The sequence below is a fragment of the Microvirga sp. 2MCAF38 genome (assembly GCF_052115485.1).
In the GTDB taxonomy this organism is placed as follows: Bacteria; Pseudomonadota; Alphaproteobacteria; order Rhizobiales; family Beijerinckiaceae; genus Microvirga.
The window spans coordinates 19,623-33,749 of record NZ_JBFRGU010000009.1; the positions used below are offsets into that span (position 1 = coordinate 19,623).

The 14,127-nt window shown below is 61.3% G+C and carries 9 protein-coding genes; 5 read left to right on the forward strand and 4 right to left on the reverse strand.

What is annotated here, in order from left to right; translation table 11 throughout:
* The first annotated feature begins 207 nt into the window (after positions 1 to 207).
* The gene (locus AB4072_RS16570; RefSeq protein WP_441969744.1) at positions 208 to 666 is read left to right on the forward strand and encodes an Hsp20 family protein; all 459 of its coding nucleotides are present in this window, start codon (positions 208 to 210) and stop codon (positions 664 to 666) included.
* A gap of 181 nt (positions 667 to 847) precedes the next feature.
* On the opposite strand, the gene AB4072_RS16575 is transcribed toward AB4072_RS16570, so the two are convergent.
* On the reverse strand, positions 848 to 1,924 hold the full coding sequence (locus tag AB4072_RS16575) for a threonine aldolase family protein (protein ID WP_441969746.1): 1,077 nt from the start codon (positions 1,922 to 1,924) through the stop codon (positions 848 to 850).
* A gap of 591 nt (positions 1,925 to 2,515) precedes the next feature.
* Between AB4072_RS16575 and gltB the strand changes: the two genes are divergently transcribed.
* The 3 genes from gltB to AB4072_RS16590 are packed head-to-tail and all read left to right on the forward strand — an operon-like array spanning position 2,516 to position 9,294.
* Positions 2,516 to 7,258 (forward strand): glutamate synthase large subunit, encoded by a 4,743-nt coding sequence (gltB, locus tag AB4072_RS16580; protein WP_441969748.1) that lies wholly within the window; start codon positions 2,516 to 2,518, stop codon positions 7,256 to 7,258.
* 4 nt (positions 7,259 to 7,262) lie between these two features.
* Positions 7,263 to 7,853 (forward strand): glutathione S-transferase family protein, encoded by a 591-nt coding sequence (locus tag AB4072_RS16585; RefSeq protein WP_441969750.1) that lies wholly within the window; start codon positions 7,263 to 7,265, stop codon positions 7,851 to 7,853.
* A 19-nt stretch (positions 7,854 to 7,872) separates the two neighbouring features.
* Positions 7,873 to 9,294 (forward strand): glutamate synthase subunit beta, encoded by a 1,422-nt coding sequence (locus AB4072_RS16590; protein ID WP_441969752.1) that lies wholly within the window; start codon positions 7,873 to 7,875, stop codon positions 9,292 to 9,294.
* A 120-nt stretch (positions 9,295 to 9,414) separates the two neighbouring features.
* Here AB4072_RS16590 and AB4072_RS16595 read toward each other — a convergent pair whose 3' ends face one another.
* The 3 genes from AB4072_RS16595 to galE all read right to left on the reverse strand — a co-directional run bounded on the left by AB4072_RS16595 (position 9,415) and on the right by galE (position 13,008).
* Positions 9,415 to 10,656: an SGNH/GDSL hydrolase family protein gene (locus tag AB4072_RS16595; protein ID WP_441969754.1), complete on the reverse strand. Its 1,242-nt coding sequence runs from the start codon at positions 10,654 to 10,656 to the stop codon at positions 9,415 to 9,417.
* Between the two features lie 54 nt (positions 10,657 to 10,710).
* Entirely contained in the window at positions 10,711 to 11,940 is a 1,230-nt protein-coding gene (locus tag AB4072_RS16600) for a lytic murein transglycosylase (protein WP_441969756.1), read from the reverse strand.
* An 81-nt stretch (positions 11,941 to 12,021) separates the two neighbouring features.
* On the reverse strand, positions 12,022 to 13,008 hold the full coding sequence (gene galE / locus AB4072_RS16605) for a UDP-glucose 4-epimerase GalE (RefSeq protein WP_441969757.1): 987 nt from the start codon (positions 13,006 to 13,008) through the stop codon (positions 12,022 to 12,024).
* A 198-nt stretch (positions 13,009 to 13,206) separates the two neighbouring features.
* Here galE and galU point away from each other — a divergent pair, with 198 nt between their 5' ends.
* Positions 13,207 to 14,073 (forward strand): UTP--glucose-1-phosphate uridylyltransferase GalU, encoded by an 867-nt coding sequence (gene galU, locus AB4072_RS16610; protein ID WP_441969758.1) that lies wholly within the window; start codon positions 13,207 to 13,209, stop codon positions 14,071 to 14,073.
* Positions 14,074 to 14,127 lie beyond the last annotated feature (54 nt).

Consider the following 14,127-nt stretch of genomic DNA (forward strand, 5'->3'; position numbering starts at 1 on the left):
GGAGTGACATCGCCGTCCGTGCTTTCTCTGTTCGCGCACAATCCCTTGAACATATGACACGCCCAGGCTGCCTTGGTCGAGGGCAGCCCCCTTGCAAACACCGTATCTATTCCCACATCGAAGTCGTGCCGGCCATGACGGCGGCACGAACCCTGATCCAGCCTGTCACGGTGGATCGACAGCATGTTGCTCACAGGAGGATATGCCATGCGTCAATTCGATCTTTCGCCCCTTTACCGCAACACGGTCGGTTTCGACCGTCTTTTCTCGATGCTCGACCAGTTCGGCGGCGTCGAAACGGCTTCGGCCTATCCGCCCTACAACATCGAGCGCACGGGCGAGAACGCCTACCGCATCTCGATTGCGGTCGCCGGCTTCACGGACAAGGATCTTTCCATCGAAGTGAAAGAAAACAGCCTCGCCGTCCGAGGCGACAAGCAGGCTTCCGAAGAGCGTAAGTCCGACGTGCTCCATCAAGGCATCGCATCGCGCGCTTTCGAGCGCCGCTTCCAGCTCGCCGATGGTGTCCAGGTCACGGGCGCAGGTCTCGAGAACGGACTGCTTCACATCGATCTCGTGCGGGAGATTCCGGAAGCCAAGAAACCGAAACTGATTCCGATTTCGACAACGGGCGCACAGACGATCGAGGCCAAGAGAGCAGCCTGATCGCGGTGCTGCACAATTCACGAATGAGAGCCTGAATGCAAAGCGCCCCGGAAAAACCGGGGCGCTTTTTATTGTAGTCTTTTTGGAAGTCCTGGTCTCAGCGGAGCCGGGAGGGAGGCTCCGCCCGTAGAGGTCTCTCAAGCTTCAATCGACGGCGAATGCGGCACGGTTAAGGCGAAACTCATTCGGCGGCTCGCTGGGAGATCGCGGATCTCGCAATTTCGACAACCCGGTCGATATGCGCCTCCTCGGTCGAGAACGACACCACAAGGCGCACCAGCGCTTCGTCCGCACCCACGGTCTCGTTGGGTGCCAAGCTCAGTGCGGTCCACGGATGATATTGAACACCGGCCGCGCGCAAGGCCTGATCGACTGCCTGAGGTAAAATCGGAAACACCTCGTTGGCGTCGACCGACCAGGCAAGGCGCACTCCCGGCAACCGACCCAGCCCCTCGGCCAGTTTCCGCGCGAGCCTGTTGGCGTAGCGGGCGTTATCGTACCAGTGATCGTTCGCCAGATAGCCTTCGAACTGCGCAGCAATCAGGCGGCCCTTGGAAATAATCTGACCTGCCCGCTTGCAGCGATAATCCAACCCTTCCGTCAGGGTCTCGTTGAACACGACAATGGCCTCGGCCATCAGGCAGCCGTTTTTGGTTGCGCCGAAGGAGAGGATGTCCACGCCCTGCTTCCAGGTCATCTCTGCCGGCGTGCAACCGAGACTCACGAGGGCATTGGCAAAGCGGGCGCCATCCATGTGGAGGGCCAGACCATGCTCCCGGCAGACGCGGCCGAGCGCCGCAATTTCGTCCTGCTGGTAGATGGTGCCGCACTCGGTTGCCTGCGAAATCGAAAGCGCCTTGGGCGGCATCTGTTTCACGGCTCTCGGCAGCCCTTTCAAATAGGCCGCGAGCGCCTGCGGATCGAGCTTAGCCGCAACGCCCGGCAGGCCCACGAGCTTTGCACCGTGCATGAAAAACTCCGGCGCGCCGCATTCATCATCGATCACGTGCGCCTCACGATGGCAGACACCGAGACCCCAGGGCGGCACGGCGGAGGCGAGTGCAAGCGCGTTGGCTGCTGTTCCCGTGGTTACGAAGAACACTGAGACGTCACGCTCGAAAATCTCGGAGAAACGGGCTTTGACCCGCTTCGTGATATCGTCGCCGCCATAAGCGGCCAGCGCCCCGCCATTGGCCTTGACCAGAGCCTCCAGCACAGGAGCGCTCGCCCCCACGATATTGTCGCTCGCGAAATTCATTGTCGTCTCCTAAGGCGCGCGATCCGCAAAATCTGAAATCGGGTTACACCTCACCGAGCTCTAAACCGTTGAATTCGCGCATGATCTTATCGCCGAGCTGTTACCACCTCGGCGGATCGTGCGCTAGCGGATCCGAGGCCATATTAAGGCGGCCAATCATGTCAAGATCATTGACCCATCGGCTAAGGCTTGCGCCTTTATGCGACTAAAGGTGAGTTTATTACGCCTCGAATGGCGCCCTTGAAATTTTTGTCTAAAATTTTTCCAAAATGCTCTTGTGCGTTGAAACGAACTCTGGCAACTTCGCAAGCATTAGGACAGCCATGCTGTCCCATCGAGCGCGCCAACCGGCGCGTTTTTAGCCCCTGAGGTCGTCTTGATGCTTCGCTCGACGCGAACGAAACGAGATACGACGAAAACCGCCCGCAAAACGTGGGCGGAATGGGCGATCTTCGGCTGAATTCAGCCAGAGAGATGCCCGCGAGGTGCGGGCTCTCGAAACGGACCCAAGCCTCCAAAAAACGCCAGAAGCGGTGGGCATCCGGAAAATTCTTTCATCCGGAGGCCTGAAAACCGCCTCACAGAACAACGATGACGTTCGAAGCGGATGCGAGGATTGCAATGAGCGACGAGGCCAAGACGAAGCTGGGATCCAAGGTTCTGAGCCGTACGTTCGGCAAAACGAACGCGTCTCTCACCGTCCGCGACCCCGCCTTTCCCGCAGCCCAGGGGCTCTATAATCCTGCGAACGAGAAAGATTCCTGCGGGGTCGGCTTCATCGCCGACATGAAGAACCGCAAGTCGCATTCCATCGTCGAGCAGGGTCTCGCCATCCTCAAGAACCTCGACCATCGCGGTGCGGTCGGCGCCGACCCAAAAATGGGCGACGGTTGCGGCATTCTCGTCCAGATCCCGCACAAATTCTTCGCCGCCGAGAGCGCCAAGGATGGAAACTGGCTGCCGGAAGAAGGTGAATACGGCGTCGGCCATCTGTTCATGCCGCGCGACCCGGAGGGCTTCAAGCTCGTCGAGGACATCGTCACGAAGGCGATTGCCGACGAGGGCCTGCAGGTTCTCGGCTGGCGCGATGTGCCGGTCGATTCGAGTGATCTCGGCGAGAGCGTGAAGGCGACCGAACCCCTGCATCGGCAGATTTTCATCGGCAAAGGAAAGAGCGGCGGCGATCAGGAGACTTTCGAGCGCCGCCTGTTCCTGGCGCGCAAAGTCATCTCCAACGCCGTCTACGACATGAAGGATCCGCGCACGGCGGGCTACTATCCCGTGTGCCTGTCCTCGCGCACCATCGTCTATAAAGGCATGGTGCTCGTGGGCCAACTCGGCGGGTATTACAAGGACCTTCAGGACCCGCGGTTCGAGAGCGCCATCGCGCTCGTCCACCAGCGCTTCGCCACGAACACCTTCCCGACCTGGCAGTTGGCGCACCCCTACCGCATGGTCGCCCATAACGGCGAGATCAACACGCTGCGCGGCAACGTCAACTGGATGGCGGCGCGTCAGGCTTCGGTCGATTCAGATCTCTTCGGCAACGACATCTCGAAGCTCTGGCCGATCTCGTACGAGGGCCAGTCCGACACCGCCTGTTTCGACAACGCGCTCGAATTCCTGGTGCGCGGCGGCTACTCGCTGACCCACGCCATGATGATGTTGATCCCCGAAGCCTGGGCGGGCAATCCGCTCATGAGCGAGGACCGCCGCGCGTTCTATGAATATCACGCCGCGCTCATGGAGCCGTGGGACGGCCCTGCCGCCGTGTGCTTCACCGACGGCCGCCAGATCGGCGCGACGCTCGACCGCAACGGACTTCGCCCCGCGCGTTATCTTGTAACCGATGACGGGCTCGTCGTGCTCGCTTCCGAGATGGGCGTGCTGCCGATTCCGGAGGAAAAGATCGTCGAGAAGTGGCGTCTGCAGCCGGGCAAGATGCTGCTCATCGATCTGGAACAGGGCCGCATCGTCGCGGACGACGAGATCAAACAGCAGCTCTTCGAGGCTCACCCCTATCAGGATTGGCTGAAGCGCACGCAGATCGTGCTGGAAGATTTAAAGCCCGTGCAGGCGCGCGAGTCGCGCACCGACGTGTCGCTGCTCGACCGTCAGCAAGCCTTCGGTTACACGCAGGAAGACTTGAAGCTTCTCATGCAGCCCATGGCCATCACCGGCCAGGAAGCGGTCGGCTCCATGGGATCGGACACGCCGATCTCCGCGCTCTCCGACAAGGCGAAGCTGCTCTACACCTATTTCAAGCAGAACTTCGCACAGGTGACGAACCCGCCGATCGATCCGATCCGCGAAGAGCTTGTCATGAGCCTCGTGTCGTTCATCGGCCCGCGCCCGAACATTCTCGATCTCGAAGGCACCTCGCGCCGCAAGCGTCTGGAAGTGCGCCAGCCGATCCTCACCAATGAGGATCTGGAGAAGATCCGCTGCATCGGCCATTTCGAGGATCGTTTCGACACGAAGACGCTCGACATCACCTACCCCGCCGAACTCGGCGCTGCCGCCCTCGACGGCGCGCTCGACCGGCTGTGCGACCGCGCGGAAGCCGCGGTCCATGGCGGCTACAACATCATCATTCTCTCCGACCGCATGGTCGGGCCGGATCGTATTCCGATTCCAGCGCTACTCGCGACCGCCGCGGTTCACAACTACCTGATCCGCAAGGGCTTGCGCACTTCGGTCGGGCTCGTTGTCGAGTCAGGCGAGCCGCGCGAGATCCATCACTTCGCGTGCCTTGCAGGCTACGGCGCGGAGGCAATCAACCCCTATCTCGCTTTCGAGACGCTTCTTGCCATGAAGGATGAGATGCCGCCGGAAGTAGACGAGGAAGAGATCGTCTATCGATACATCAAGGCCATCGACAAAGGTCTGCTCAAGGTCATGTCGAAGATGGGCATCTCGACCTATCAATCCTATTGCGGCGCGCAGATCTTCGACGCTGTCGGCCTGAAGTCCGAATTCGTGAATCGCGACTTCTTCGGCACGGCGACGATGATCGAGGGCATCGGCATGGATGAGGTGGCCGAAGAAAATGTGCGCCGCCATCGCGACGCTTTCGGCGACGCTCCGATCTATCGCAACTCGCTCGATGTGGGCGGTGAATACGCCTATCGTCTGCGCGGCGAGGAGCATGCCTGGACACCGGATACGGTTGCGACCCTCCAACACGCGGTTCGTCTCGACTCGCAGGAGCGTTACCGCGAGTTCGCGAAGCTCGTGAACGAGCAGGACACGAACCTGAAGACGATGCGCGGCATGTTCCGCATCAAGCTGGCGGAAGAAAACGGGCGCGCCCCGGTTCCGCTCGACGAGGTCGAATCCGCAAAGGACATCGTGAAGCGCTTTTCCACAGGCGCCATGTCCTTCGGCTCGATTTCGCGCGAGGCTCATGAGACGCTGGCGCTTGCCATGAACGCCATCGGCGGCAGATCGAACACCGGCGAAGGCGGCGAGGAGCCTGAGCGTTTCAAGCCCCTGCCCGACGGACGTTCCAAGCGTTCCGCCATCAAGCAGGTAGCTTCCGGCCGCTTCGGCGTGACGACGGAATATCTCGTCAATGCGGACATGATGCAGATCAAGGTGGCGCAGGGTGCGAAGCCCGGCGAGGGCGGTCAGCTTCCCGGCCACAAGGTCGATGCGAAGATCGCGCGCGTGCGTCACTCGACGCCCGGTGTCGGCCTGATCTCGCCGCCGCCGCACCACGACATCTATTCCATCGAGGATCTGGCGCAGCTCATCTTCGATCTGAAGAATGTGAACCCGAGTGCGGATGTCTCCGTGAAGCTCGTCTCGGAAGTCGGTGTCGGAACGGTCGCGGCGGGTGTCGCGAAGGCGCGCGCCGATCACATTACGATCTCAGGTTTCGAAGGCGGCACGGGCGCTTCTCCCCTCACCTCGCTCAAGCATGCGGGTTCGCCGTGGGAAATCGGCTTGGCTGAGACGCAACAGACCCTTGTTCTCAACCGCCTGCGCGGCCGCGTCGCCATTCAAGCGGATGGCGGATTGCGCACGGGACGCGATGTGGTGATCGCAGCGCTTCTCGGCGCGGATGAGTACGGGTTCTCGACGGCCCCGTTGATCGCGGCGGGCTGCATCATGATGCGCAAGTGCCATCTCAACACCTGCCCGGTTGGGGTCGCAACGCAGGACCCCGTGTTGCGCAAGCGCTTCAAGGGTCTGCCGGAGCATGTCGTCAACTACTTCTTCTTCGTCGCCGAAGAAGTCCGCGAGCTGATGGCAGCCATGGGCTTCCGCACCATCAATGAGATCATCGGCTGGTCCGATCTGCTCGACAAGAACAACGCCATCGATCACTGGAAAGCGAAAGGTCTCGACTTCACCAAGATCTTCCACAAGCCGATGCCCCGCGCAGGGGTCGCCATTCGCCATCAGGAACGGCAAGTCCATCCCATCGCGGATGTGCTCGATCGCGATCTGATCGAGAAGGCGGGCCGGGCTCTCGAAAAAGGCGAGCCTGTAACGATCAATGCAACGGTTCGCAGCGCAGACCGCACGGTGGGCGCGATGCTCTCCGGCGAAGTTGCGAAGCGCTATGGTCATGAGGGCCTGCCCGACGACACCATCACGGTGAAGTTGAAGGGCACCGCCGGCCAGAGCTTCGGCGGCTGGCTCGCGGCCGGCGTCACTCTTATCCTCGAAGGCGAGGCGAACGACTATGTCGGCAAGGGGCTTTCGGGCGGCAAGCTGATCATCTCGCCGTCACGCGCGTCGCAAGCGGTGCCCGAAAACTCGATCGTCGTCGGCAACACTGTGATGTATGGAGCGATCGCGGGCGAAGCCTATTTCCACGGTGTCGCGGGCGAACGCTTCGCCGTGCGCAATTCCGGCGCCATCGCGGTCGTCGAAGGCACTGGCGATCATGGCTGCGAATACATGACCGGCGGCCTCGTCGTCGTGCTCGGTCAGACCGGGCGCAACTTCGCGGCGGGCATGTCCGGCGGTATCGCCTATGTGCTCGACGAGGACGGTACATTCACCAAGCGCTGCAATCTCTCCATGGTCGATCTCGAACCCGTCGAGGAGGAAGAGGATCTGATGCAGCGCCTTCACCATCACGGCGGCGATCTGGAGACCAAGGGGCGCATCGACATCCTGGCCAATATGTCGGGCTCAGACGAAGAGCGCCTGCTGCAACTCATCTCCAATCATCACACCTATACCGGCTCTGCCCGCGCGAAGGAGATTCTCGACCACTGGCCGACCTACCGCACGAAGTTCGTGAAGGTGATGCCGGTGGAATATCGCCGCGCGCTTCAGGAAATGGACCGGCTGCGCACCCTGCAGGCAGCGGAGTGACGCCATGAAGATTTTTGGCGATCTCAAATCCGGCAATTGCCTGAAAGTGAAGTACACCGCCGACCATCTGGGCATCCCCTATGAATGGATGCCGGTCGACATCACGAAGGGCGAGAGCAGGACGAACGACTTCCTGAGCAAGTCCCCGATGGGACAGGTCCCGCTGGTCGAGCTGGCGGATGGACGTCGTATCGCACAGTCGAACGCGATCATTCGCTTTCTCGCGAACGGAACGTCGCTCTTGCCTGAAGATCGCTACCAACAGGCGAAAGTCGACGAGCTTTTGTTCTGGGAACAGTACAGCCACGAGCCCTACATCGCCGTGTGCCGGTTTCACATGCTTTATCTGGGGCGGGCCGCCGAAGAGCGGGAATCTCAGCGCGTCGAACGCGGCGAGGCGGCGCTCGACCTGATGGAGCGACTCGTTCAGGGACGTGAATGGTTCGTCGGCGACGCTGTGTCGATCGCGGACATCGCGCTCCTGGCCTATACCCGCGTTGCGCATGAAGGCGGATTTGATCTCTCGTCGCGACCGAGCGTCCGGTCCTGGATCAAGCGCTGCGAAACAACCCTCAACCTTTCATCCGTTCACTGAGATCTCACGCAGGGCTACCATGGGCAAGGTCACAGGCTTTCTCGAATATGACCGGCAGGAGCAGAAGTATCAGCTCGCCGGCGACCGCATTCGCCATTTCCGCGAATTCACGCTGCCGCTCGATGACAGCGATCTGAAAAAGCAGGCCGCGCGCTGCATGGATTGCGGCATTCCGTTCTGCCATGGGCCGACGGGCTGTCCGGTACACAACCAGATTCCCGACTGGAACGATCTCGTCTTCCAGGGCGATTGGGAGGATGCGGCGCGTAACCTGCATTCCACCAACAACTTCCCGGAATTCACAGGTCGTATCTGCCCGGCGCCGTGCGAAGAGGCCTGCACGCTCAACCTGGAAAACCAGCCGGTCGCCATCAAGACCATCGAGCAAGCCATTGCCGACAAGGCGTGGGAGATGGGGTGGATCAAGCCAGAACCGGCGGAGGTCACGACCGGCAAGCGCGTCGCCGTCATCGGCGCTGGCCCCGCAGGCCTTGCCGCCGCGCAGCAGCTCGCACGCGCCGGTCATGACGTGCATGTGTTCGAACGCCAAGTGAAGCCCGGCGGATTGCTGCGTTACGGCATTCCCGATTTCAAGATGGAGAAGTATCACATCGACCGCCGCGTGAAGCAGATGGAAGCCGAAGGCGTGGTGTTCCATTGCGGCGTCAATATCGGCGTGACCCGCTCCTTCGCGTCGCTGCACAACGAGTTCGATGCGGTGCTGTTCGCCGGCGGCGCGGAGGATCCGCGCGACCCGAAGCTTCCGGGGCAGGATCTCGCAGGCGTCCACTACGCCATGCCGTACCTCACTCAGTCGAACCAGCGCGTCGGTGCGGAGGACGTGACCGGAGAGCCCCTTCTTGCAAACGGCAAGCACGTGGTCGTCATCGGTGGCGGCGACACGGCGTCGGATTGTGTCGGCACCGCGTTCCGCCAGGGCGCACTCTCCGTCACGCAGCTCGACATCCGTCAGCGTCCGCCGGAGCGTGAGGACAAGTTGACCGTGTGGCCCTATTGGCCGACGAAGATGCGGACCTCTTCCAGTCAAGCGGAAGGCGCGGAGCGCGAATTCCAGGCCGCGACACTCGGCGTCGAAGGAAAGAACGGACGCGCCATCGGCGTGAAATGTGCCCGCGTCGACGAGAAGCGCCAGCCCATCGCAGGCTCGGAATTCATCCTGAAAGCCGATCTCGTCTTCCTCGCCATCGGCTTTGCCGGTTCGGTGAAGGAGGGGCTTCTCGATGAATCCGGCGTCGCGCTCGACCGTCGCGGGAACGTGGTCGCGAACGATGCGGATTACCGCACGTCGAGTGACAAGGTGTTCGTGGCGGGCGATATGCGTCGCGGACAATCGCTCGTCGTGTGGGCGATCCGTGAAGGCCGTCAGGCGGCGCGCGCCATCGACGAGTTTCTGATGGGATCGAGCCTATTGCCGCGCTGAGTTAGAACGTTGTCCGTCCCTAGAGCTTGATCATGTCTTTTTAAAACACGATCAAGCTCTCATTCCTTATTGCCGCATGATCCGGGCGAACAACCGGTTTCCACTTGTTCTGATCATGCTCTAGGAGGGCGGCCAGCGGAAATCGTCGGCCCGCCCTGGCGGCGGATTGGACGGTGCGCCGTCGCGCAAGGACCGCTGGATCGGATAGGCGCGATCTCCCTGCATGCGCGGCGGGCTCGATACAAGCGTCCCGCCCTGGGACAGATCCGGCCGCGTCAAAGGCAGCACCGGTCCGACCAAGGGCTTTACCGGCAGGACGGGAAGATCCGCTTTTTCCGGGAGTGCCGGAAGTGCGGATTCAATCGACGGCGCAGAGCCATCGGGATGCGACGCCTCAAGGATATTTTTGATCTCCACATCCGCGAAGTGGGCGAGCTTGCGCGCGCCGGCGCTGGTGAAGAACACGCCATCGTTGGTGCGCAGTTTCGCGGGCTGACCGTCCACGTCGGGGCCGGTCATCGTGAAGCGATTGTCTTCATCGACAAAGCCTTGCCAGATGTCGACATAATCGCCTCCGAAACGCTCGGCACCCGCGCGATAGATCTCGTTCATGGCGATGAGATCCTCGGACAACTTGTCGTTCCGCATCGGCGGAAGTCCAATCCAGATAAACGGAATGTTGCGCTCCTTGAAGACGCTCGCAACCGTCTCGACTCGCTGGCGATAGATGTCGCGCCAGCGCTCGGTGAGCGGCTCGTATGTCTCGCTACCGTCCTTGATCGGCGCAAGGTCGTGGGCACCCACCATCACGACACCCAGCGTGATCTTCTGGCCACCATCGAGGGTGTCCTTGATGAACTTCGGCCATTCGTCGGGATTTGAACGGGCGAGCCCGCTTTCCCCTCGGGCCTTGCGAATGACCGCGACATCTTCGGATTCCGCATAGACAGCATCGATGCCCTGACTCGCGAACTCCGCGAGGCCGTCGCCGAAGACGACGATATCGGTCGCTGCATTGGGCTTCACCTTTTCCAGATGAACCACAGGCTTCGGCGTAGGTTTCGGACGGGCAGGACGCACGATCTGCGGCTGCATCGGCAGCGGTTCATCGGGAATGCCGAAGAACCTCCGCAAGCTGAAGCCTTGCTGCGGCGCGGGCTGTATGAGCTTGCCGGGGTAATAGCCGGGCGGGTAGGCACGCAGATCACGGCCACCCGCAGGCGGGGGAGCACCGTAGCGTTGTTGTTGCGGATATTGGTAATAAGACTGCGCGTCGGCCATCCCTATTCCGGCGGCCGTCACGACCAGAACAACCAGGGCAAACAGCAAGCGCGGCAAAAGGTGCGTGAGCGAGAGATGCATGGGCGGTCCAACTCCCGTCGGGCCTCCCTTTTATAGGGCTTCGAGATATCTTCGTCAGCGGGCCGCGCGCAATTCGCGCAGCAACGCGCTGTCGGCGTAACCATCCGGAATCAGGTTGGCGGCAAGCTGGAAATTCCGCACGGCTTCGCGGGTCTTGGAGCCCAGCATGCCATCCGCCTCGCCCTCATAGAAGCCGAGTGTTGCAAGGCGCTTCTGCAGTTCCTGCCGCTGGTCCTTGCTCAGCATCGGCTCATCTTTCGGCCAAATGCCCTTGATCGGCAACCCACCCGTCAAGCGGTCGCCGAGATGGGCGACGCCCATGGCGTAGGCATCGGACGAATTGTAAGCCTTGATGACGGTGAAATTGTCCGTGATCAGGAAGGCAGGGCCGCTTGCGCCGCCCGGCAGGAACAGGCTCGCCTCACCGGCGCGCGGCATGGTCTTACCGTCGACTCGGCGCACACCGAGACCCGACCAACTCGCAAAGCCCTGTCGCAGATTGCGGAAATCGAAGCCTTTCGGCAGTTGAACCTCGACCCCCCAGGGTAGCCCTGGCTGCCAACCCTTCTGGCGCAAATAATGCGCCGTCGAGGCAAGCGCATCAGGAACCGAAGCCCATATGTCCCGCGTCCCGTCCCCATCGCCGTCGACTGCATATTCCATGAAGCTCGACGGCATGAACTGGGTCTGCCCCATGGCGCCGGCCCAGGATCCGAGCATCTTGGCCCGGTCTATATGATCCTGTTCGAGGATTTCGAGAGCAGTCAGCAACTCGTTCTTGAAGAAGTCGCCGCGATAGCCGGTATAGGCGAGGGTCGCCAGAGCCCGCACCACGTAGATCGAGCCGGTAAAGCTGCCGAAATTGGTCTCCATGCCCCAAACGCCGAGCACCACGGCACGCGGCACACCATAGCGGCGTTCGACATGATCGAGGGTCTTCGACCATTGATTTGCAAGCTGACGGCCGCGCTCGATCTTCTGCGCCGAGACCGAACCCTCGACGTAATCCCAGATCGGCCGAACGAATTCCGATTGCTTCTTGGTAAGCGCGATGATCTTCGGATCGGGCGCGACCCCACGAAAGGCGCCGTCGAATGTCGCCCGGGACACACCGCGCGCCTTGGCCGCAGGCCAAAGGCCCGCAATGAAGCGGTCGAACCCGGCCTCGGAGACCTCTTGTTGCGCCTGCACCGGCGAAACGGTCGATGCGAGACCGGCAGCCATCGTCAGGCCCAAAAACAGAGCTCCGCTCAAAATGCGGTGCAGAGACAAGGCTTTGCGCATGCAGGCGTTCACTCGCGGGAAAGGTTCATCAGCCCCATTGCGCCATCATTGCGATTAACGAACCGTTGATCAACGCCCCGTTCAGGCAGCTTTGCGGGCCGCGAGCGCCTTTTCCCACCGCAAGGCCTGCTCGACGATGACGGCGAGGTCGTCATAGAGCGGCTTCCAACCAAGGCTGCGAACACGCGCCACCCCAGCGACGAGATTGGCCGGATCGCCGGCCCGGCGCGGGCTGAACCGGACTTCGAAATCGACGCCGGAGACTTTCTTGACGACCTCGATCACTTCGAGAACCGAGGCGCCGTGCCCATAGCCGCAGTTGAGAACGAGGTTATCCCCACCGCCACGCAGATGGTTGAGAGCCACCAGATGCGCCCGCGCCACATCGTTGACCTGAACATAATCGCGGATGCAGGTGCCGTCCGGCGTCGGATAGTCGGTGCCGAACACTTCGAGATAGGGTCGCTGACCGAGCGCCGCTTGGGAGGCGATTTTCAGGAGATGCGTCGCCTGCGGCGACGACTGGCCCGAACGCCCCTTGGGATCAGCGCCCGCCACGTTGAAATAGCGCAGGACGCCATAGCGTAGGCCGTGAGCCTTCGCGACATCCTCGAGAATCCACTCGGTCACCACTTTGGAGCGGCCGTAGGGGTTGATCGGGGAGATCGGCGTATCCTCGGTGAGCGGGCTCGCATCGGTGTTGCCATAGACCGATGCGGTCGAGGAGAAGATGAAATTCTTGACGCCTTTCTCGACCGCCGTTTCGATGAGGGTGCGCGCCTTGACCGAGTTGTTGAGGTAATAGCCCAGCGGATCGACCACCGATTCCGGCACGACGATCTTCGCGGCGAAATGCAGGATGCTGTCGATGCCGTGCTCGTCGATGAGCCGAGAGACGAGATCCTTGTCGGCGACATCGCCGGTAACGAGGGTCACCTCGGGCGCGACCGCCCAGGGGAATCCTGTGGACAGGTTGTCGAGCACCACGACCTGCTCACCCGCATCCACCAGTTCGAGCACCATATGGCTGCCGATATACCCGGCACCGCCCGTTACAAGAACAGCCATTTATCCTCCGAGAATCCGCTTTTCTAACGCCGATTAACCAAAACGCTTCAGCTTCAATTCATGTCCTTTATGGCAAACAGAAAATTAGGCTTGATGCAACAAGTCCCCAACCTTAGCTTTCAGGGATAAGGCTCTGCTCTCCGGGCGAGTGTCTGTCCTTCCCCCTCAGGATCTGATCTTTCCGCAATGGCGCATTCCATGAAGCGTATCCGCAAAGCCGTCCTTCCCGTTGCCGGTCTCGGCACGCGTTTCCTCCCGGCCACGAAAGCCGTGCCGAAGGAAATGCTGTGCGTGGTCGACCGCCCGGTCGTCCAGCATGTGGTCGATGAGGCGCGGGCAGCCGGAATCGAACATTTCATCTTCGTTACCGGTCGCAACAAGGGCGTGATCGAGGACCATTTCGACCTCTCTTACGAGTTGAACCATACGCTCAAGAGTCGTGGAAAGACCAAGGAACTTGACGCTCTGGCGCAGGATCAGCCGGAAGCCGGCCAGACCAGCTTCACTCGTCAGCAGGAGCCGCTGGGCCTCGGCCACGCGGTCTGGTGCGCGCGCGATCTCGTGGGCGACGAGCCGTTTGCCGTAATCCTGCCGGATATGCTGAGCCGCGGCTCCATGGAGCAGATGGTATCGGCCTACGACAAGCACGGCGGCAACATCATCGCCGTTGAAGAGGTCCCCTCCGACCAGACGCACCAATACGGCATCGTCTCCATGGGCGAGACCTTCGGCCAGACCTTCGAGGTCACCGGCATGGTGGAAAAGCCCGCCAAGGGCACCGCGCCGTCAAACTTCATGATTTCCGGCCGCTACATTCTGCAGCCCGAGATTTTCGATCTGCTCGGCACCCAGGAGCGTGGCGCGGGCAATGAAATCCAGCTCACCGACGCGATGATCCGCCTGATGAAGAACCAGAAGTTCTTCGGCATGAACTATCAGGGCCGGACCTACGATACCGGCTCCAAGATCGGCTTCCTCATGGCGAATGTCGCCTATGCGCTCGAGCGAGACGATCTGGGCCCCGATTTCCGTCGCGAACTCGAGGCTTTCCTGCGTCAAAAGTAACCAGGATCTCAAGCGGGGAGGGGTTCGCTTGCCCCCCTCCCCGTGCTAGAGGGC